This window comes from Ralstonia sp. 22111 (assembly GCF_052045895.1).
Lineage (GTDB): Bacteria > Pseudomonadota > Gammaproteobacteria > Burkholderiales > Burkholderiaceae > Ralstonia > Ralstonia wenshanensis.
This window is the reverse complement of sequence record NZ_JBQEPR010000007.1, coordinates 165,084-184,789: the sequence shown is the minus strand read 5'-3', so window position 1 is coordinate 184,789 and position 19,706 is coordinate 165,084. Positions and strand designations below refer to the sequence as shown.

17 protein-coding genes are annotated in these 19,706 nt (G+C 65.9%); 8 read left to right on the top strand and 9 right to left on the bottom strand.

What is annotated here, in order from left to right; genetic code table 11:
• The first annotated feature begins 129 nt into the window (after positions 1 to 129).
• Together ACTJK4_RS18520 and ACTJK4_RS18515 are read left to right on the top strand one after the other, a co-directional pair.
• Positions 130 to 744 (top strand): flavin reductase family protein, encoded by a 615-nt coding sequence (locus ACTJK4_RS18520; RefSeq protein ID WP_232040034.1) that lies wholly within the window; start codon positions 130 to 132, stop codon positions 742 to 744.
• A complete protein-coding gene (locus ACTJK4_RS18515) occupies positions 741 to 1,253 on the top strand; it encodes an N-acetyltransferase family protein (protein ID WP_440077472.1) in 513 nt (170 codons plus the stop codon). The genes ACTJK4_RS18520 and ACTJK4_RS18515 overlap by 4 nt, the downstream gene beginning before the upstream one ends.
• A gap of 4 nt (positions 1,254 to 1,257) precedes the next feature.
• Here the strand turns inward: ACTJK4_RS18515 and ACTJK4_RS18510 are convergent, their stop codons facing one another.
• The 8 genes from ACTJK4_RS18510 to ACTJK4_RS18475 form a co-directional block, all read right to left on the bottom strand.
• Complete coding sequence (locus ACTJK4_RS18510; RefSeq protein ID WP_440077471.1) at positions 1,258 to 2,646, bottom strand: amidohydrolase family protein; 1,389 nt, start codon at positions 2,644 to 2,646, stop codon at positions 1,258 to 1,260.
• 19 nt (positions 2,647 to 2,665) lie between these two features.
• Entirely contained in the window at positions 2,666 to 4,009 is a 1,344-nt protein-coding gene (locus tag ACTJK4_RS18505; protein WP_440818624.1) for a nucleobase:cation symporter-2 family protein, read from the bottom strand.
• Positions 4,010 to 4,088: 79 nt separating this feature from the next.
• Positions 4,089 to 5,213 (bottom strand): CobW family GTP-binding protein, encoded by a 1,125-nt coding sequence (locus ACTJK4_RS18500; protein WP_440818623.1) that lies wholly within the window; start codon positions 5,211 to 5,213, stop codon positions 4,089 to 4,091.
• 35 nt (positions 5,214 to 5,248) lie between these two features.
• Positions 5,249 to 5,851 carry a UbiX family flavin prenyltransferase gene (locus ACTJK4_RS18495; protein WP_440818622.1) on the bottom strand — a complete coding sequence of 201 codons (603 nt, stop codon included), beginning with the start codon at positions 5,849 to 5,851 and terminating at the stop codon, positions 5,249 to 5,251.
• Positions 5,848 to 7,239 carry a UbiD family decarboxylase gene (locus ACTJK4_RS18490; protein WP_440818621.1) on the bottom strand — a complete coding sequence of 464 codons (1,392 nt, stop codon included), beginning with the start codon at positions 7,237 to 7,239 and terminating at the stop codon, positions 5,848 to 5,850. The genes ACTJK4_RS18495 and ACTJK4_RS18490 overlap by 4 nt, the downstream gene beginning before the upstream one ends.
• 63 nt (positions 7,240 to 7,302) lie before the next feature.
• Positions 7,303 to 8,226, bottom strand: a complete 924-nt coding sequence (locus ACTJK4_RS18485) for an amidohydrolase family protein (protein ID WP_252694559.1) — start codon at positions 8,224 to 8,226, stop codon at positions 7,303 to 7,305.
• Positions 8,227 to 8,254: 28 nt separating this feature from the next.
• The gene (locus tag ACTJK4_RS18480; RefSeq protein ID WP_045202142.1) at positions 8,255 to 9,166 is read right to left on the bottom strand and encodes an amidohydrolase family protein; all 912 of its coding nucleotides are present in this window, start codon (positions 9,164 to 9,166) and stop codon (positions 8,255 to 8,257) included.
• A gap of 240 nt (positions 9,167 to 9,406) precedes the next feature.
• Positions 9,407 to 10,300, bottom strand: a complete 894-nt coding sequence (locus ACTJK4_RS18475) for a LysR family transcriptional regulator (protein WP_440818620.1) — start codon at positions 10,298 to 10,300, stop codon at positions 9,407 to 9,409.
• 134 nt (positions 10,301 to 10,434) lie between these two features.
• On the opposite strand from ACTJK4_RS18475, the gene ACTJK4_RS18470 reads away from it, so the two are divergent.
• The 3 genes from ACTJK4_RS18470 to ACTJK4_RS18460 are packed head-to-tail and all read left to right on the top strand — an operon-like array spanning position 10,435 to position 14,038.
• Complete coding sequence (locus tag ACTJK4_RS18470) at positions 10,435 to 10,899, top strand: (2Fe-2S)-binding protein (protein ID WP_027679408.1); 465 nt, start codon at positions 10,435 to 10,437, stop codon at positions 10,897 to 10,899.
• Positions 10,896 to 13,100 (top strand): molybdopterin cofactor-binding domain-containing protein, encoded by a 2,205-nt coding sequence (locus ACTJK4_RS18465; protein ID WP_440818619.1) that lies wholly within the window; start codon positions 10,896 to 10,898, stop codon positions 13,098 to 13,100. The genes ACTJK4_RS18470 and ACTJK4_RS18465 overlap by 4 nt, the downstream gene beginning before the upstream one ends.
• Before the next feature lie 8 nt (positions 13,101 to 13,108).
• On the top strand, positions 13,109 to 14,038 hold the full coding sequence (locus ACTJK4_RS18460; RefSeq protein WP_414561626.1) for a LysR family transcriptional regulator: 930 nt from the start codon (positions 13,109 to 13,111) through the stop codon (positions 14,036 to 14,038).
• On the opposite strand, the gene ACTJK4_RS18455 is transcribed toward ACTJK4_RS18460, so the two are convergent.
• Entirely contained in the window at positions 14,014 to 15,030 is a 1,017-nt protein-coding gene (locus ACTJK4_RS18455; RefSeq protein ID WP_232040024.1) for an AraC family transcriptional regulator, read from the bottom strand. The two genes, ACTJK4_RS18460 and ACTJK4_RS18455, sit on opposite strands and share 25 nt — an antisense overlap.
• Positions 15,031 to 15,201: 171 nt before the next feature.
• On the opposite strand from ACTJK4_RS18455, the gene ACTJK4_RS18450 reads away from it, so the two are divergent.
• The 3 genes from ACTJK4_RS18450 (at position 15,202) to ACTJK4_RS18440 (ending at position 19,705) form a co-directional block, all read left to right on the top strand.
• On the top strand, positions 15,202 to 16,335 hold the full coding sequence (locus ACTJK4_RS18450; RefSeq protein ID WP_440077464.1) for an acyl-CoA dehydrogenase: 1,134 nt from the start codon (positions 15,202 to 15,204) through the stop codon (positions 16,333 to 16,335).
• A 61-nt stretch (positions 16,336 to 16,396) separates the two neighbouring features.
• Positions 16,397 to 18,091: an AMP-binding protein gene (locus tag ACTJK4_RS18445; protein WP_440818618.1), complete on the top strand. Its 1,695-nt coding sequence runs from the start codon at positions 16,397 to 16,399 to the stop codon at positions 18,089 to 18,091.
• A 66-nt stretch (positions 18,092 to 18,157) separates the two neighbouring features.
• Positions 18,158 to 19,705 (top strand): CoA-acylating methylmalonate-semialdehyde dehydrogenase, encoded by a 1,548-nt coding sequence (locus tag ACTJK4_RS18440; protein ID WP_440818617.1) that lies wholly within the window; start codon positions 18,158 to 18,160, stop codon positions 19,703 to 19,705.
• Position 19,706: the final 1 nt, after the last annotated feature.

The window sequence follows — 19,706 nt, the reverse complement described above, 5'->3', positions numbered from 1 at the left end:
TCTTTGCTTACTTTCTTTGGGCAAGACCAAAGAAAGTGAGTCAGCCCCGGCAGGGGATGAAACAAGGGATGCACCACCAACAAAAAAACAGAAAAAACCACGCCCCAACAGCTCCAACACCATTGCCCTATGATGACGCCTCCCCTGAGTCCCCTCGCCATCATGCCCAACCCCATCACACTCGCCCCAGTAGAGCTGGCAAAGTCCTACCGCCTCCTGAACCACGGCCCGACCACCTTGGTCACCAGCGCCCACAACGGCGTGCGCAACGTCATGGCAGCCGCCTGGGCCATGCCGCTCGACTTTGACCCACCCAAGGTGCTGGTCGTGGTCGACAGCCGCACCCTCACACGTGAGCTGATTGAAGCCTCGGGCGTGTTCGCGCTCAACATCCCGACGCGCGCCATTGCCGAGACGACGCTCGCGGTGGGCACGCTGTCAGGCCGGGATGGCGACAAGTTCGATGCGCTCGGCTTGGCCACGGTGCCAGCCCGCACGATCGACGTGCCGCTGGTAGAAGGTTGCGCAGGGTGGCTGGAATGCCGCGTCATTCCCGAACCGCACAACGAGAAGCGCTACGACCTCTTCATCGCTGAAGTGACTGCCGCCTGGGCGGACCCGGCGCTGTTCAGCAACGGCCGCTGGCACTTTACCGATGCGGGCAGCAAGACCGTGCATTACCTCGCGGGCGGCGCGTTCTTCGAAACCGGCGATGCATTTACCGTGGAGGCCAAGCAGCCGTGAGCGACATCGCCATCCGCCCGTTGATCGATGAGGATGCAGCAGCGTTCAAGGCGCTGCGCCTGAAGGCCATTCAAGACGCGCCTACTGCCATCTGGCCGACGCACGATGAAGAGTCGGGGCGCACGCTGGAGGACACCCGCAACCGCATCCGGGCGACCGAGCATCAGATCGTCTTCGGTGCATTTTCCGGGCCGGCGCTGATTGGCATTGCCGGGCTGCGTCGCGAGCCGCTGGCGCAGGTCGCGCACAAGGCCGTGCTGTGGGGCGTGTTTGTTGATCCTGCACACCGGCGAGGCGGTATTGCCGGCCGTCTGCTCAACGCCGCCATTGCGCATGCGCGTGCTGCACAGGTGCTGCAGATTCATCTCTGCGTGAACGCCGAAAACCCGCGTGCGCAAACGCTGTATCGCAACGCGGGTTTCGAGACCTTCGGCGTCGAGCGCCGCGCCATGTGTGTCGGTGACCGCTTCTACGACGAAGAACACATGGCGCTGCGGTTGGACGTTTGAGCCGTCAGGCACACGCCATCAGGTCCGCCACGCCCCGGCTGGCTTCGGCGCGGATGCTCGCCACATCGAGCCCGCACACCACACCTTCGTCCACCACGACACGGCCGCCGATGATGCTGGTGCGCACGGTGATGGGCTCGCCGGCGACCACGGGCGCCAGCGCGGGGTCGTGGAAGCCGTAGAAGCGCGGGTGATTGATGTCGTAGAGCACCAGATCGGCCGCTTGCCCGACCTGCAGCGTGCCGACTTCACTCAAGCCGAGCACGCGCGCACCGCCTGCGGTTGCCCAGTGAATGACGTCTTCGGCGGTGGTGGCACTGGCGCCTTGCGCGGCACGGTGGATCAGCCACGCGGTGTTGACCTCGCCGGTCATGCTGCCGGATTCGTTGGACGCCACGCCATCCACACCCAGTGACACCGGCACGCCGGCCGCCGCGAGTTGCGGCACTGGCGCGATGCCGCTGCCCAGCCGGCTGTTGCTGACGGGGCAGTGCGCGATGCCGCTGCCTGTTTGCGCGAGCATGCGGATCTCCGACGGCTGCAGGTGCACGAGGTGCGCAAACCAGACGTCCGGGCCCAGCCACTCGTGCTCGGCCACGAACTCCACCGGCAGGCAGTTGTACTTCTCACGGCAAAAGCGCACGTAGTTGTCGGTCTCGGACAAATGCGTATGCATGCGCAGATGCATCCCCCGCGCGGCACGTGCCAACTCGACCAGCAATGCCGGCGGCAACGAGAACGTCGGTGTGGTCGGTGCCACCACCACGCGGCGCATCGCGTCGGGGGCGTCGTCGTGATAGCGGTGTTTGAGCCGCTCGATGTCGGCCAGCATCTGGTCGAGCGTTTCAGGCTGCAGCGCCGTCTTGGAGAAGCCCGGGTGGCTGCTGGCCGACTCGATGGCGCCGCCACGGCAGAGCACGAAGCGCATGCCGAATTCATCGGCGACATCGAACAGCATGTCGCCCGATTCGGTGCCGCCGCCTGCGTGATAGAGGTAATGGTGGTCGGCGCAGGTGGTGGCGCCCGACAGCAGCAGCTCGGCCATGCCCAGGCGCGCTGCCGTGCGCATCAATTCCGGCGTAAAGAGCGGCAGGCGAGGATACGGCACGCTGGCCAGCCACCCTTGCAGGTCTTGGTTCATGCCTTCCGGCACGGCCTTGAGCAGGTTCTGGAACAGGTGATGATGCGTGTTGATCCAGCCCGGGTAGACGATGCAGTCGCTGGCGTCGATGACGCGCTCGCCGGGGCGGGGCATGAGGTCGGGGCCCATCTCGGCGATGCGCCCGCCGGCGATGCGGATGTCGACGGCACCGGCGCGCGCTGCGTCACCGCGCAGGCCGGTCATGACGGCCAAGGGGCGGCGGATGAGGGTGTCTTGAGGCGTGTTGTGCATGGAGAGGTCCATTGGAAAATCAGGCGCGGCCAGCCGTACGCACGACCGACGCGGGCACGTGCGCTTCTTCGGTACCGTTGAGCAGCAGGTTCAGCGCCACCGATACCAGGCAGGCGATGACCACGCCGCTGTGCAGGAACGGTTGCGACCAGTCGGGCAACTGCTTGAACAGCGTGGGCGCGAGCACCGGCACCAGCGCGGCGGCAATCGTGAACCCCACGATGAGCACGTTGTAGCGGTTGTGCTCGTAGTCGACGCGTGCCAGGGTCTGGATGCCCGCAGCGGCCACGACGCCGAACATGGCGATGCCGGCACCGCCCAATGCGGCAGGCGGCGTGGCCGCAATCACGGCGCCTGCCTTGGGCACCAGCGCCACCAGGCACATCAGCACACCGCTCACGGCCACCACCCAGCGGCTGCGCACGCCGGTGAGCACCACCAGCCCGACGTTCTCCATGAATGCAATGAACGGGAATGCGGCGAACATGCCGGCAATGGCGCTGGCCAAGCCGTTTGCGCGCAGGCCGTTGATGGCTTCCTCTTCTTCGATGGGCTTTTCGACGATGTCGCCGATGGCCAGGAACAGGCCCATCGATTCCACCATCTGGACGATCATCACCACGATCATGGTCAGCGCGGGCACCACGGCGAACACCGGCACCCCAAAGTGGAACGGCACCGGCAGCGTGACCCACGGCGCGTCAGCCACGCCGTGAAAGTTGCCCATGCCCATGGCGCAGCCCAGCAACGTGCCGACGATCATGCCCACCAGCACGGCAAGGTTGCGCAGCAGCGGGCTGCCGAAGCGGTTGATGAGCAGGATGGTGGCGACGACGACCACGGCCACCAGCAGAAACGACGGCGCACCGAAGTTGGCGGCGTTGCGTCCGCCGCCCACCCAGTCATACGCGACGGGAAAGAGCTGCAGACCGATGACGGTCACGATGCAGCCCGTGACCACCGGTGGAAAAAATCGCCGCAGCCGCCCCACCAGCGGTGCGGCGAGCAGCGTAAACAGCCCGGCCGCAATGACCGCACCGCACACGCCCGCGAAACCTACGGCAGGGTTGGTGCCGATGGCAATCACCGGCCCCACGCTGCTGAACGCCACCCCCTGCAGGATCGGCAGCCGCACCCCGAACTTCCAGAACCCGATGGTCTGTAACAGCGTGGCGATGCCCGAGCAGAACAACGTGGTGCTGATGAGGACAATGGTGTCCGCCTGCGACATCTTCAATGCTGATGCAATGATCATCGGCACCGCAATGGCGCCGATGTACGACACCGCCATATGCTGCAAGCCCAACGTCAACATCTGTCGGGTCGACAGAATCTGGTCGACCGGGTGTACGGCTGTTGTCATGGTTGTCTCCTATCGTTGTCATGCCCGGGGCGTGCCAGGAGCCGCCCTCGGGTCAGGGGGATGTCATGTCATGGCATGCTCACGCCGCCAGACATGCGTTGAAACCGTCCTGCAGGGCCGCACGATCGAGGTCGCGGCCGATGAAGACGATCTTGCTGCTGCGCGCTTCGCTGCCCCAGGGCTGCGTTGCGCGAAAGTCGATGAGGCTGTGCACGCCCTGCAGCACATAGCGCTGCGCCTGGCCCTTCACGGCCAGGATGCCCTTCATGCGGAACAGGGTCTCCGCCTGCTCGGTGCGCAGGGTGTCGATCCACGTGTGAAAACGCACGAGGTCCACGTCGGCCGGCACGTCAAAGCCAACCGACGAGACGCTCGGATCGTGCTGGTGGTCGTGCTCATGTTCGTGCTCATGGTCATGCTCGTGAGCGTCGGCGTGAGCGTGTTCATGTTCGTGGTCATGTTCATGTTCATGGTCGTGCGCGTCATGCTCGCCATGGCCGGCGTCTGCGCCGATCTCCAGCAGCTTCTGCGTTGCTTCGAACGCGCCGACGCCGATGATCTTGTTCAGATCGACCTCGGCATAGCTGGAGGTGACGATGTCGGCCGTGGCGTTCAAGCCGCGGATGCGCCCGCGCAGCGCGTCGATATCGTCGCGGCCCACAAGGTCCACCTTGTTGATGACGATGCGGTCTGCGCAGACGATCTGGTCGACGGCCTGGTTGTCGACGCCATCGAGGTGCAGGTCGTCCAGATGCGCCGCGATGTGCTTGGCGTCGACCATGGTGACGATGGCGTCAAGCTCTACATGTTCGGCAATCGGGTCGTCGATGAAGAACGACTGCGCCACCGGATACGGATCGGCCAGGCCGCTGGTCTCCACCAGGATGTGGTCGAGCCGTTCGGGCCGCGCGACGAGCTGGCGCACGATGCGCACGAGGTCTTCGCGCACCTCGGCCGTGCAGCACACGCAGCCGTTGACCATTTCGTAGATCTCTTCGTTTTCCGAGGCCATGACCAGGCCGCCGTCGATGCCGACTTCACCAAACTCGTTTTCGATCACGGCGATCTTGCGGCCGTGGTTTTCGCGCAGGATGAAATTCAGCAGCGTGGTTTTGCCGGCGCCGAGAAAGCCGGTGAGGATGGTGACCGGAATCCTGGTGTTCGGGCCGGGAAGCGTGGCGTGGGCCGTGGCTTGGGGTTTCATGTTGTCTCCTTGTCGAGCGTGGGTGGGGTACGGACTCAGGCAGGTAAGGCTTCTTCGCCCCAGCGCAGGGCGGTGCCGGCATCGAGCCCGAACAGGTCGAGCACGCGGCCGAGGGTGTGGTCGATCATGTCGTCCAACGTATTGGGGCGCGCATAGAAGGCCGGTACGGGCGGCGCGACGATGGCGCCCATCTCCGTGACGGCCTGCATGTTGCGCAGGTGTGCGAGCGTGAATGGCGTCTCGCGCGCCATCAGTACGAGCGGACGGCGCTCCTTGAGCGTGACGTCTGCCGCGCGTGTCAGCAGCGTCGACGAGACGCCCGTGGCAATCTCCGCCAAAGACTTCATCGAGCACGGCGCCACGATCATGCCCAGCGCACGGAACGAGCCGCTGGCAATGCCCGCGGCCATGTCGTCCGCACGGTGGTAATGCGTGGCGCGATCGATCACGTCGGCGAGCTTGTACGGCGTTTCGTGCGCCATCGTCAGCAGCGCAGAACGTGTGACGACAAGGTGCGTCTCCACATCGAGCGCGCGCAGCAGTTCGAGCAGCCGCACGCCGTAGATGAAGCCCGATGCGCCGCTGATGCCGACCACCATGCGCGGCCGGGCGGGAGCGCGAGGGTGGCGCGCGCTCATGGACGCACTCCGGCCTGGCGGAGGATGTCGCCCGCGCGGGCAATCGCCTGCGGATCGATGCGTGCGCGGATGCCTTCGAAGCCGGCGCCGCGCGTGGCGTCGATGCCCATGCGCGAAGTCGTGCCGTGCACGGACGATGACGGATCGAGCGGGCTGCCGGGCAGGCCATCGACCATGAACACATCCTGATGCGGTTGGAAGTGCGTAGCCATGGCCCACAGCACCTGCTCGTCCTGCTGCAGGTCGATATCCGAATCCACGGCAATCACGGTCTTGAGGTACGGGTCCCACCCGAGCAGCGCGAGCATGACCTGGCGGGCCTCGCCGTCGCGCGTGGGGTTGAGCGCCACATAGCAATGGAAGTGCGTGCCGGAGTTCGGATAGTGCAGCGCCGTCACCGATGGGAAGCGCGCCTTGAGCTTCTCGCTCATCTCGGCTTCGCGCGGCAGGCGGGCCAGCGTCAGGTGCTCGGCGTACGGGCCGCCCACCACGTCGACCAGCCAAGCGTCGCGCCGGCGCATCAGGGCATCGATGCGCAGCACATTGTTGGTGGAGCGGTCGGACGAATAGCCGGTGAATTCACCGAACGGGCCTTCCTCGGCATAGGCGGCGGGGTCGATGGTGCCTTCAAGCGCGAACTCCGCTGCCGCCGGCACGCCGATGCCGTAGCGCGGCGTGCGGACGATATCGAGCGGCGCGCCGAGCAGGCCACCGGCCACGGCGCGTTCATCCGCGCCAAAGGGCAGGCGCGCGGCGGCGGCCAGCATGAACAGCGGATGCGCGCCCACCACCATCGCCACGCGCAGCACGTCGCCGCGTTCGCGCGCGGTCTGCAGCATGCGCCACAGGTGGCCGCGCGAGTGCAGGCTCGTCGCCAGTGCGTTGCGTGCATGGCGCATCGAGCGGTGATAACTCATGTTCGCCACGCCCGCCACCGGGTCCTCGGCCACGATGATGGCGTTGGTGATATAGGGCGCGCGATCGCTCTCGAAGTGCTTGATCATCGGCAGCAGCGCAACGTCCACTGCATCGCCTTCGATCACCTCGTCGGTGATGGCACCGTGCGAGACGACACGCGGTGCGATGGGCGCATTTGCGCGTGCCTGGAAGGCATCGTGCAGTTGATGCGGCAGCACGTCGAACAGCCGTGCCAGCCGTGACCGCGAGGCAAAGACGTTGGTGACCAGCGGCACCTGCAGGCCGCTCACCTGCTCGCAGACCAGCATCGGGGTCTGGTTGCGCGCAGCAAGCTGATCGATGACGGCGGTGACATCCTGATCGGCGGAGACGCCGTTGTGCAGGGTCAGCACATCTTCCGGATACAGCTCGCGATAGAGATTGGCGAAGACGTGGAAATCCTGGCCTTCGCCAAGCCGGGTCATGCTCATGGCACACCTCGCTAGAGGCGGGCGCCGAACACCACAGAGGCGCGGCGCCCGCGGGATCGGCGCTCAGGCCGCTTCTGCCGTCTGGACGTAGGTCGACTTCAGGCGCAGTTCCGCCTCGGCCAGGTCCTTGGGCGGCTTGGTGGGCTCGATGCCGACCAGTCGCGCAATGTTGTTGCCCAGATAGTCTTCGAGGTGGTCCTCATCGATGCCTAGCCCCTGCGGCGGCGCCGAGCACAGCACCTCCAGCTCGCGCAGCCACATGCCGGGCTCGTTGGGCGGCGAATCGGTCCCGAAGACGATCTTGTCGCGCGGCAACTGCTTTGCAAATTCGACGATGCGCGACTGGAAGCACCAGCCCGATTCGCAGTACACGTTGGGCGTGTCCATTGCCATCCAGAACGCTTCGAACGAGTAGTTGCCGCCGGTCTGGATGCCGAAGTGGCCGATGATGAAGTTCACCATCGGGAACTCGCGGATGATCGGGTAGAACATCGTCGGGATGGTGTACGGGCCGTCGCCGGTGTGGATCAGCACCACGATGTTGTACTTGGCGCAGACCTTCATGGCAGGGCGCAGCCAGTCCAGCGCGCGGTCAGGCCGGTAGCCGTGCATGTTGGCGTGCAGCTTGACCATCTTGAAGCCGTATTCCTTGATGTGGAATTCCAGCTCTGCCGCGCCGTTCTCCGGGCCCCAGCGCGGGTTGTAGGTGAAGTTGCCGATGAAGCGGTCCGGATACTTCTGCGTGAGTTCGGCGATGTACGCCATGTAGTCGCGAATGCCTTCGCGGCCACGGCGGTTGCCGTCGCGGTAGCCGGTGTTGCCCGGTGGCGGCTGGATGAAGCCCATGTCGATGCGGCGCGGCTTGCCGTTGATCATGTACGGGCCGTCCATCAGCTCGATCATGCGTTCGCCGTTGAACGGCGTGCCGGTGTGGCGCCAGGCCTCGTCGACGAGGTTGGTCGGGTGCAGATGGGTATCGATAATCATGTGTGCGCTCCGTGCGGTCTGCGGTGGCTCAGGCGGCAGCCAGCGCGAGCTGCGCTTCGGCTTCGGCCACGGTCTTGGGCGGACGGGTCGGCTCCAGGCCGATCATGCGGGCGATGTTGTTGCCCAGGTAATCCTCGAGCGTGTCTTCATCGAGGTTCAGGCCCTGCGGCGGGTCCATGCACAAGACTTCGAGCAGGCGCAGCCACATGCCGGGCTCGTTGGGCGGCGTGTCGGTGCCGAACAGGATCTTGTGCTTGGGCAGCACCTTGGCAAACTCGACGATGCGCGACTGCAGGCACCAGCCCGATTCGCAATAGACGTTGGGCAGCTCCATCGCCCACTGCATCGGCTCGAACACGTAGACGCCGCCGGTCTGCACACCGAAGTGCGCCATGATGAAATCGACGTTCGGGAACCGCTTGATCATCGGAATCCATTCCGACGGAATGCTGTAGGGGCCATCGCCCGTATGCAGCTTGACGGGCACGCCCAGCTCGGCACATTTCTCGAACGCGGGCATCACCCAGTCCAGCGCGCGGTCCGGCCGGTAGGCGTGCATGTTGGCCTGCATCTGGACCATCTTGAAGCCGTGTTCCTTCACATAGCGCTCGATGGCCTCCACGCCGTTCTGCACGCCGCAGCGCGGGTTGTAGACGAAGCAACCGATGAAACGGTCGGGGTACGTCTGCACCATCTTGAGCGTGTATGCCATGTAGGCGTCGATGGATTCGCGGCCCGAAAGCTCGCCGTCCGTCCACGTGTAGATGGTGTTGCCCTGCGGCGGCTGGATGAAGGCCTTGTCGATACGGCGCGGCTTGCCGTTGATCATGTAAGGGCCGTCCATCATTTCGAGCAGGCGCTCGCCGGTAAAGGGGTCGCCGTCGTGCCACCACGCGAGGTCCACCAGGTCGGTGGGGTAGCAGCTGATGTCGATGATCATCGTTGGATCTCCTGATGACTGGGAGGAAGCGCGTGATGGCTTCCCGGTGAGGGCAGGCACGTCCTGCAGCGCGGCGCTCTTTGCTAGGCGTGTGCCTTCCCCTCGCCGGATCGCGTGATGCCGGATGCGTGCTGCTTGGGGCGCAGTATCGGAGTCGGGGCCGGGGGCCGGCCAATACTATTTGGCGGCGGTCTTGATACGTTGCCGATATCGGCAAGTCTGTCGGAAGGCGGCGGGCGCTCAGGCGCCCAGCGTGTCGCGGGCGAGTTGCTGCACTGCGTTCACCACCGCCTGTGCGCGCTCACCATGGCCGCGCTGCCAGACGGCATACAGGTTGTAGTGCGCCGGGATGGCGACATCGGTCAGCCGTACGAGGCGCCCGTGTTGCAGTGCATCGGCCGCCAGCAGCCCACGGACGAGCGCCACCCCGATGCCGGCTTCAGCGGCGGCAACCATGTTGGCGGCGTTGTCGAACGCGGCCACCACGGCGGGTTCCAGCGGCTCCAGACCGGCGGCGTCCAGCCACGGAATCCACGAGCGCCGCGTGTAGCCGAGCAGCGGCAGCGCCATCGCTGCCGATGGGGCCAGCGGCGCCTGCACCCCATGGCGCTCCAGCAGCGCGGGCGCCGCCACTGCGGTGACGTGGTCGCCACAGATCAGGGCCATCTCGCAGTCATCCCATTCTCCATAGCCGTAGCGCAGCGAGACATCCACGCGCTCGAACGATGGCCGCTCGCCGCGCGTGGTGGACAGGAACATCACCTGGTAGCCGGGCAGCGCCCCCAGCAACTGCGGCAGCCGCGCATTGAGCCAGCCCTGCGCCAGTTCGCTGTCGACATCGACGATGAGCGTTTGCGGTACATGCCGGTTGCGCACCGAAGACAGCGCCCGGTCCACCTGCCCGAAGCCGTCGGTCAGCATGCTGGCAAAGAGCTGACCTGCATCGGTCAGCACGATGCCGCCCGCTTCGCGCACGAACAGCGGCTGGCCGATGAATTCCTCCAGCGAGCGGATCTGCTGGCTGATCGCGCTGTGTGTGAGGTCCAGCTGCTGCGCGGCCTTGGTAAAGCTGCCGGTGCGCGCCGCCTGCAGGAAGGCATGCATCGACTGGATCGACGGATAACGCTTGTACATGGCGGCGGTGGGTGAGCTGTTAGTTCGACTTACACGGGCTGGCAGAAATCGTCGCTGGCGGGGTGCCCGTGCGCGGCTTCATATTGCTGCCAGGCGCGGCCGCATGAGACGGCCCGATTCTGGAGGAGACAATGATGACCGAGATTATGGTCAATGGCGCGCCCCACGCGCTGGATGATGCCGATGCCGACATGCCCCTGCTGTGGGTGCTGCGCGATCGGCTCAAGCTGACGGGCACCAAGTTCGGCTGTGGCGGCGGTTTCTGCGGGGCGTGCACCGTCCATCTGGATGGCGCGCCAATCCGCGCGTGCATCACGCCGGCGTCGGCCGCGGCCGGGCACAGCGTGACCACCATCGAAGGCCTGTCGAAAGACGGCACGCACCCGCTGCAACGCGCCTGGGTGGCTGAAGACGTGCCGCAATGCGGCTACTGCCAGTCGGGGCAGATCATGTCGGCCGCGGCGTTGCTGGCGGCAGGCACGCCCGTCAACGACGAGGCCATCACGAATGCCATGGCCGGCAACATCTGCCGCTGCGGCACCTACGGGCGCATCCGCCAGGCCATCAAGCGCGCCGCCGACGAGCGAGGCAAGGCATGAACGCGCCGCGTGATTTGCATGCACCGTCGCGCCGCCGCTTCCTGCAGCAGAGCGCGCTGCTGACGGCGGGGCTGGCGGTCGGCTTTCGCTTGCCCGATGCACTGGCCGCCGGCAAGGACGGCGCCGCGGGGGAATTCGAACCCAACGCCTGGGTGCGCGTGCTGGCCGACAACACCGTCAAGATCGTCGTCCACAAGCACGATTCCGGCACCGGCACGCAAACCGCGCTGGCGGCGTGCGTGGCCGAGGAGCTGGATGTGGACCCGATGCGCATTGCCGTCGTCACGCCGGAAGATCCGTTCTTCCACGAATACATCCACCCGATCTGGAAGGTGTATTCCACCGGCGGCAGTACCAGCGTGTCGCTCGAATATGCGCGCCTGCGGCAAGCCGGCGCCACGGCGCGCGCGATGCTCGTGAGTGCGGCGGCACAACGCTGGGGTGTCCCCGTAGCCGTTTGCAGCACGGCAGACGGCACCGTCATCAGTACCGACGGCCGCAAGGCCACCTACGGCGAATTGGCCGATGCAGCAGGCCGCCTGCCCGCACCTGCTAACGTGACGTTGAAGAACCCGGCGGACTTCAAGTACATCGGCAAGCTCAGGCATAAGCGTGATGCGCTGGCCAAGGCGACGGGCCGATTCCAGTACGGCATCGATGTGTCGTTGCCCGGCATGCTGGTGGCAGTGGTGCAGCGTGCGCCCATGCCCGGTGCACGCGTGCGCCGCATCGACAGCGCTGAGGCATTGAAGGTGCGCGGCGTGCGCCAGGTCATGACCATCCCGATGCGCTCCGATGTGCTGGGCGGTAACCAGGAAGGCGTGGCCGTGCTGGCAGATGACTACTGGGCCGCCAACAAGGGCCGCGCGGCGCTCAAGGTCGAGTGGGACGACAGCGCCTTCGCCGATTTCGACAGCGGCGACGTCGCGCAGCAACAGGCCGCGTGGCTTGCCAGCGGCAAGGCGCGCGTGGTGCACACCGTGCAGAGCGGCAATACGGACGTGGCGATGGCCCATGGCGCAAAGCGCATCGACGCGGCGTATCGCATGCCCTACAAGCAGCAGAATCCACTGGAGCCCGTCAATATCACCGCATGGTTCAAGGACGGCGCGATTCAATACTGGGGCGGCATCCAGGTGCCATCCACCGCCATGGAAGCTGCCGAGGTGATCTGCGGCGTGTCGCGCGACAAGGTGGTGCTGCACGAGATGGTATCGGGCGGCAGCTTTGGCGCGCGCGAGAGCAAATACTGGCTGTTCGAAGTCAGCTACCTCGCCAAAAGGACGGGCGTTCCCGTCAAGCTGATGAACAGCCGCGAAGACGAGATGCGCGCGCTGTACGGCCACCCGGCAACGTATCACCGGCTCGAAGGCGCACTCGATGCGCAGGGCCGGATCGATGCGCTGCGCATCCGTGCGGTGTCGCCCGCATCGCCTGAGCAGTGGGAGCCCGGCTACTTCGACCGGCCCGATCGCATGGACTACAGCACCACCGAGGCCATCTCCAAATGGGACTTCCCATACCGCGCGCACCACATGGACATCGGCTGGGTGCGGCACGAAACGGGCATCCCGACGGGCTGGTACCGGGCCGTCAGCTTCATCCCCAATGTCTTCGCCACCGAGAGCTTCATGGACGAACTGGCCGCTGCGGCGCGGCGTGATCCGGTTGAATTCCGCGTCGCCCACATGGCGGACCGGCCCCGGCATGTCGACGTGCTGCGCACCGCCGCGCATCGTGCCGGGTGGGGAAAGACTGCGCATGGGCATGCCCTGGGCGTGGCGACACACCAGGCGTATGACAGCTACATCGCCGTGGTGGCGCAGGTGGCGCGCAAGGACGGCCGCGTCGTTGTCGAAAAGCTCACCTGCGTGGCCGACGTTGGCCTTGCGGTCTCGCGCACCGGCGTGGAGGAGCAGCTGTACGGCGGCCTGATGTGGGGCCTCGGCCATGCCCTGTTCGATCGCGTCGACATCCAGGGCGGCGCGGTTCAGCAAAGCAATTTCCATGATTACCCGGTGATGCGCATGTCGGACATGCCCGCCATCGATATCGTCATCATCGATGGCAACCGCGACAAGCCGGGTGGCGTGGGCGAGCTGGCCAACCCGCCGGTGGCACCGGCCATCGCCAATGCCATCTTCCGGCTGACCGGCAAGCGCCAGCGCGAGACGCCGTTCAACTTCGACCTGAAGGCGTAGCGCATACCGTGGACATCCGCCTGCTGCGCTACTTCTCGGTGCTGGCCGACGAGCTGCACTTCGGGCGGGCGGCAGCGCGCCTGTTCATGTCGCAGCCGCCGCTGAGCCAGCAGATCCGGCTGCTGGAAGACGAGATCGGCACGCCGCTGTTTGTGCGCAGCCACCACCGCGTAGAACTAACGGCGGCCGGCCGCACGCTCAAGGAGCAGGCGCCGCTGGTGTTTGCGCAGCTCAACCGCGCGCTGGATCTCACGCGACAGGCGGGGCGTGGCCAGGTGGGCGAGCTGGAAATCGGCATGATCAGCTCGGTGATGGTGGGGCTGCTGCCCGAAGCGCTGCGCCAGTTTCGCGAGCGCTACCCCGGCGTTGAGTGGCGCCTGCAAGAGATGACGCCCGCCGCGCAGGTGGCTGCGCTCAAGGAGCGCCGCATCGACGCATGCATCTTCCGGCTGGGCCACGAAGACCCCGCCGTGCGCAGCGAGCTGCTGCAGCACGAGCCGATCGTGATGGCGTTGCCCGCCACGCACCGCCTGGCCGGGCACACCAGCCTGGCCCTCGGCGACTTTGCCGGCGAGCCGTTTGTTGCGTTTGAATCCAAGCGATCGCGCTTTGCCGATCACTTGCTGCATCTGTGCATCCAGGCCGGCTTTGCGCCGCTCGTGCGCCAACAGGTGACCGAAGTGCAGACGCTGTTGGCGCTGGTGAGCGCGGGCTTTGGTGTGGCGCTGCTGCCGGGCTCGACGGCGAACCTGGCGCCGCCCGGTGTGGTCTTCCGCCCGCTGGAGCCGGCGCTGCCTGCTGTGCCGCTGTACGTTCACTATCGTGTGGACGATCACTCGCCGGTGCTCAAGGCCTTTCTGGAGACCCTGCGGGAAGTGAGCGGCACGAGCGAAGATGCCGTCGTTGCGCAGCCTCAGTCGGCGCTCGCCAGCCGATAGTCCGTCGGCCGCATGCCCGTCCATTTGCGGAAGGCGCGGTGGAAGGCGCTCGGCTCTGCAAAGCCCACTGCGACCGCGATGTCGGCGATGGTGCGGCGCGTGTCCTGCAACTGGCCGATGGCAATGTCGCGCCGCAGGTCGTCCTTGATGGACTGATACGTGTGGCCCTCGAGCTTCAGGCGCCGGCGCATCGTCGCTTCGGCCACGTTCAGTTTGAGCGCCATTGCGTCCGACGCGGGCCAGCCTGCCACCGGCAGATTGCGCAGCGTCTTGCGCACGCGCGCGGCGAAGGAATCCGGGTTACGGTACTTGACGATGAAGTTGCCCGGCGCGTCGCGCAGGAAGGTCTTGACGGACGCGGCCGTTTGAATGACCGGCAGGTCGAGAAAGTCGGGCGATAGGTCGACGTACGACGCATCGTGCTTGAACGCCATGTCGTCGCAGAACATCAGGCGGTATTCCTGCGCGTCCTGTGGCGCCGCACAACGGAAGCGCGCGGCAATGAACGGAATGCGCCGCCCCACCAGCCAGCACACCAGGCCGTAGACCATGATGAGCCACGTGGCGTAGGTGAACATGGGCGGCACCCGCGTGCCTTTGCGGTGCACAAAGACGAGACGCACACGCTGATCGTCTTCTTCAACACGCACATGCAGATCGTCCAGCACCAGCCGCAGAAAACCCGTGGCACGGGCCAGCGCCTGCCGGCCCGTGCGCGCGGTGAGCGCCGCCTGCGTCATCGCCACGAAGCTGCCCCAGCGCATGGGGTGCGCATCCTGCCCGAAAAACTCATCGTCCATGGCCTGCGCAATGCCGGCCCACAGCGCGCCGTACTGTGCGGACGACACGCGGCTGCGCGGCTGCGCCAGCATCTGCGGCGTGATGCCGGCTGCCGCCATGATGGGCTGCATGTCCACGCCATGCGCGCGCGCACGTGTCACGGCCTCGTTGACGAGGCTGACCGAGACGGTTCCTTTTTCGTTGTTCTTCATCGGTATGGCAAATCCGCTCACGCAAGTTGATCGTGACGGGCATCGAAGCCGCCCAGCCGCGTGCCTACACTTTTTCCCCATCGAACCCAAGCGCCGCGGGCTGCACAGTGTAAGGCGCCTGCACAGGCAGCGTCACGCGGCCCCGGTCAGCCAACAAGCAAGAGCCAAGCGATGGACGACTTCTATACCGAAGAGCAGCGGATGATCCACGACGCTGCGCGCGATTTTGCCACCGAGCGCCTGGCGCCCAACGCCGCGCAGTGGGACCGTGACGGCGCCCTGCCCGACGAGGTGGTGCGCGAGATGGGCGAGCTGGGCCTGCTGGGCATGATTGTGCCGGCGGAGTGGGGTGGTTCATATACCGACTACGTGGCCTATGCGCTCGCGCTGGAAGAGGTGGCCGCCGGCTGCGCCGCCAGCGCCACGATGATGAGCGTGCACAACTCGGTCGGCTGCGGCCCGATCCTCAAGTTCGGCACCGAGGCGCAGAAGACGCGTTACCTGCCGGATCTGGCCACCGGCCGCGCGATTGGCGCGTTCTGCCTGACCGAGCCGCATGCCGGGTCGGAGGCCAACAACCTGCGCACGCGTGCGGTGCTGCGCGACGGCAAGTGGGTGCTCAACGGCAACAAGCAGTTCGTCACCAACGGCGCGCGGGCGGACATCGCGATCGTGTTTGCCGTGACGGACCCCGAGGCTGGCAAGCGCGGTATCTCCGCTTTCATCGTGCCGACCGACACGCCAGGCTTTCACGTTGGCCGGCCCGAGCACAAGCTTGGCATCCGCGCGTCGGACACCTGCCCGATCACGCTCGAAGACTGCGCCGTGCCCGAAGAGAACCTCCTGGGCGAGCGTGGCGAGGGCCTGAAGATCGCGCTGTCGAACCTGGAAGGCGGGCGCATCGGCATTGCCGCGCAGGCCGTGGGCATTGCGCGCGCCGCGTTCGATGCGGCACGCAACTACGCGAATGAACGCATCCAGTTTGGCAAGGCGCTGCGCGAGCACCAGACCATCGCCAACATGCTGGCCGACATGGCCACGCGCCTGAATGCGGCGCGCCTGCTCGTCCACCACGCGGCGCGCCTGCGCAGCGCAGACAAACCGTGCTTGTCGGAGGCCTCGCAGGCCAAGCTCTACGCATCGGAACTGGCCGAAGAGATCTGCTCCAACGCCATCCAGATCCACGGCGGCTACGGCTATCTGGCCGACTACGCCGTCGAGCGCCACTACCGCGATGCACGCATCACCCAGATCTACGAAGGCACCAGCGAAGTCCAGCGGATGGTGATCGCGCGGCACGTCTAGCACGCACCGCACACATCGACCGCATACGAAAGAGCGCAAACGCGCCGACCAGGAGACGACGATGAACGAAGTGGTATCTGCAGCACAGGGTTTTGTGGAAGCGCGCGATTTTCTGCTGCGCCATCGCACCGACTACGACCGCGCGTATCGCGAGTTTGCGTGGCCGAAGCTGGACACGTTCAACTGGGCGCTCGATTACTTCGATGTGATGGCGCGCGGCAACGACAACCCGGCGCTGTGGATCGTCGATGACCCGCAAAGCGGCGGGTTGAAGCTCTCGTTTGCGCAGATGTCGGAGCGCTCGTCGCGCATGGCGAACTTCCTGCGTGGGCTGGGCATCGTGCGTGGTGATCGTCTGCTGCTGATGCTGCCGAACCGCGTTGAACTGTGGGACGTGATGCTCGCGGCAATGAAGCTGGGCGCGGTGGTGCTGCCGGCCACCACGCAGCTTTCCCCGGATGACGTGCGCGACCGCGTGGAACTCGGGGGCGCGAACTGCGTGGTCGTCGACGCAGCGGAGCTGCACAAGTTCGACAGTGTTGATGCGAGCGTCAAGCGCATCGCCGTGGGCGCGCAGCGCGATGGCTGGATCGACTTGGCAGCAGCCTACGACGCGCCCGCGCAGTTCACGCCTGACGGCCCGACCAAGGCGACCGACCCGCTGCTGCTGTATTTCACCTCGGGCACCACGTCCAAGCCGAAACTGGTTGAACACACGCACCAGAGCTATCCGGTCGGCCACCTGTCGACGATGTACTGGATTGGCCTGCAGCCTGGCGACATCCACTGGAACATCAGCTCACCCGGCTGGGCCAAGCATGCCTGGAGCTGCTTCTTCGCACCCTGGAACGCGCAGGCCTGCGTGTTCGTCTACAACTACGCGCGCTTCGTGCCGAAGGACACGCTGGACGTGCTGGTGCGCTTCAACGTGACCACGCTGTGCGCGCCGCCCACCGTGTGGCGCATGCTGGTGCAGGAGCCGCTGGCGGAATACGCCGTCAAGCTGCGCGAGATCGTCGGTGCGGGCGAGCCGCTGAACCCCGAGATCATCGAGCGCGTGCGCAGCGCCTGGGGCGTGACCATTCGCGACGGCTTCGGCCAGACCGAGACCACCTGCCAGATCGGCAACACGCCCGGACAGCCGGTGGTGCCGGGTTCGGTCGGGCGCCCGTTGCCGGGCTACCGCGTGGAGCTGGTCGACCACGACGACCAGCCCGCCAGCGAAGGCGAAATCGTACTGCCGCTCTCGCACCGCCCGCTCGGCCTGATGCAGGGCTACGCCAACAACGCCAAAGCCACGAGCGAAGCCATGCGCAATGGCTATTACCACACGTCCGACGTGGCGATGCGCCGCGACGACGGCTACTTCGTCTACGTGGGGCGCACCGACGACGTATTCAAATCGTCCGACTATCGCCTGAGCCCGTTCGAGCTGGAAAGCGTGCTGATCGAGCACGAGGCCATTGCCGAGGCCGCCGTGGTGCCAAGTTCCGATCCGCTGCGTTTGTCGGTGCCCAAGGCGTTCGTGACGGTGCGCCAGGGCTACGAAGCCGGCCCCGAACTCGCGCGCGCCGTGTTCCTCTTCTCGCGAGAAAAGCTCGCCCCCTACAAGCGCATCCGCCGCCTGCAGTTCAGCGAGCTGCCCAAGACCATCTCCGGAAAGATCCGCCGCGTTGAACTGCGCCGGCTCGAACTGGAACGCACGCCTCAACCGGCTCGCCTGCCCGGCGAGTACTGGGAAGAAGACTTCGCCTGATTTGCCCATCCCGCATTGAACCCGTTACCGCCACCGCAACCGACACCGATTCTCCAGGAGACACCCATGAGCGCCGTTGCTTCCCTCGCTTCCGCCAAGCCTGCTGCACAGCATGGCACCCCGCCCACCGTCAAGCTGCTGATTGGCGGCGAGTTTGTCGAATCGCAGTCGAAGGAATGGCGCGATATCGTCAACCCCGCCACGCAGGAGGTGCTGGCGCGCGTGCCCTTTGCCACGGCGGACGAAGTGGATGCAGCCATCCGCTCCGCACATGCTGCGTTTGCCACGTGGAAGAACACGCCGGTCGGTGCGCGCATGCGCATCATGCTGAAGTTCCAGGCGCTGATTCGCGAGCACTCGCCGCGCATTGCGCGCACGCTCACGGCCGAGCAGGGCAAGACGCTGCCCGATGCCGAAGGCGACATCTTCCGCGGGCTGGAGGTGGTGGAGCACGCGTGCTCGGTGGGCTCGCTGCAGCAGGGCGAATTCCTGGAGAACGTGGCCGGCGCGGTCGACACCTACACGCTGCGCCAGCCGATTGGCGTGTGCGCGGGCATCACGCCGTTCAATTTCCCGGCCATGATTCCGCTGTGGATGTTCCCGATGGCCATCGTGTGCGGCAACACGTTCGTGCTCAAGCCCTCGGAGCAGGATCCGCTCTCAACCATGCAACTCGTTGAGCTGGCATTGGAAGCCGGTGTGCCGCCGGGTGTGCTGAACGTCGTGCACGGCGGCAAGGATGTGGTGGACGCACTGTGCACGCACGAACATGTGAAGGCGATTTCGTTTGTCGGGTCCACCGCGGTCGGCACGCACGTGTATCGCCTCGGGAGCGAGCACGGCAAGCGCGTGCAATCGATGATGGGCGCGAAGAACCATGCCGTGGTGTTGCCCGATGCGAACCGCGAGCAGGCCATCAACGCGCTGGTGGGCGCGGCCTTTGGCGCGGCGGGGCAACGCTGCATGGCGACCTCCGTCGTCGTGCTGGTGGGCGCGGCGCAGCAGTGGGTGCCGGACCTGATCGCCAAGGCAAAAACGCTCAAGGTGAATGCCGGTGTGGAGCCGGGTACCGACGTCGGCCCAGTTGTCTCGCGTGCCGCCAAGCAACGCATTCTCGGTTTGATCGAATCCGGCGTGCAGCAGGGCGCCACGCTCGCGCTTGACGGCCGCGACGTGCGCGTGGCCGGTTACGAAGACGGCAACTTCATCGGCCCCACGGTCTTCACCGATGTGAAGACCGACATGGACATCTACACCAACGAAATCTTCGGCCCCGTGCTGCTGGTGCTGACTGCGCCCACGCTGGACGACGCGATTGCGCTGGTCAATGCCAATCCGTTCGGCAACGGTGTGGGGTTGTTCACGCAGAGCGGCGCTGCTGCACGCAAGTTCCAGAGCGAGATCGACATCGGTCAGGTGGGCATCAACATTCCCATTCCGGTGCCCGTGCCGTACTTCAGCTTTACCGGCTCGCGTGGGTCCAAGCTGGGCGACCTGGGCCCGTACGGCAAGCAGGTCGTGCAGTTCTATACGCAAACGAAGACGGTCACGGCGCGCTGGTTTGACGACGCGGTCGACGCCGGCGGCGTGAACACCACCATCAGCCTGCGCTGAT

Excerpts from the sequence above, each read along its gene's own strand:
- ACTJK4_RS18520 (WP_232040034.1), top strand. The coding sequence starts at position 130 with ATGATGACGCCTCCCCTGAGTCCCCTCGCCATCATGCCCAACCCCATC.
- ACTJK4_RS18510 (WP_440077471.1), bottom strand. The coding sequence starts at position 2,646 with ATGCACAACACGCCTCAAGACACCCTCATCCGCCGCCCCTTGGCCGTC.
- ACTJK4_RS18505 (WP_440818624.1), bottom strand. The coding sequence starts at position 4,009 with ATGACAACAGCCGTACACCCGGTCGACCAGATTCTGTCGACCCGACAG.
- ACTJK4_RS18500 (WP_440818623.1), bottom strand. The coding sequence starts at position 5,213 with ATGAAACCCCAAGCCACGGCCCACGCCACGCTTCCCGGCCCGAACACC.
- ACTJK4_RS18495 (WP_440818622.1), bottom strand. The coding sequence starts at position 5,851 with ATGAGCGCGCGCCACCCTCGCGCTCCCGCCCGGCCGCGCATGGTGGTC.
- ACTJK4_RS18490 (WP_440818621.1), bottom strand. The coding sequence starts at position 7,239 with ATGAGCATGACCCGGCTTGGCGAAGGCCAGGATTTCCACGTCTTCGCC.
- ACTJK4_RS18485 (WP_252694559.1), bottom strand. The coding sequence starts at position 8,226 with ATGATTATCGATACCCATCTGCACCCGACCAACCTCGTCGACGAGGCC.
- ACTJK4_RS18480 (WP_045202142.1), bottom strand. The coding sequence starts at position 9,166 with ATGATCATCGACATCAGCTGCTACCCCACCGACCTGGTGGACCTCGCG.
- ACTJK4_RS18475 (WP_440818620.1), bottom strand. The coding sequence starts at position 10,300 with ATGTACAAGCGTTATCCGTCGATCCAGTCGATGCATGCCTTCCTGCAG.
- ACTJK4_RS18470 (WP_027679408.1), top strand. The coding sequence starts at position 10,435 with ATGACCGAGATTATGGTCAATGGCGCGCCCCACGCGCTGGATGATGCC.
- ACTJK4_RS18465 (WP_440818619.1), top strand. The coding sequence starts at position 10,896 with ATGAACGCGCCGCGTGATTTGCATGCACCGTCGCGCCGCCGCTTCCTG.
- ACTJK4_RS18455 (WP_232040024.1), bottom strand. The coding sequence starts at position 15,030 with ATGAAGAACAACGAAAAAGGAACCGTCTCGGTCAGCCTCGTCAACGAG.
- ACTJK4_RS18450 (WP_440077464.1), top strand. The coding sequence starts at position 15,202 with ATGGACGACTTCTATACCGAAGAGCAGCGGATGATCCACGACGCTGCG.
- ACTJK4_RS18445 (WP_440818618.1), top strand. The coding sequence starts at position 16,397 with ATGAACGAAGTGGTATCTGCAGCACAGGGTTTTGTGGAAGCGCGCGAT.
- ACTJK4_RS18440 (WP_440818617.1), top strand. The coding sequence starts at position 18,158 with ATGAGCGCCGTTGCTTCCCTCGCTTCCGCCAAGCCTGCTGCACAGCAT.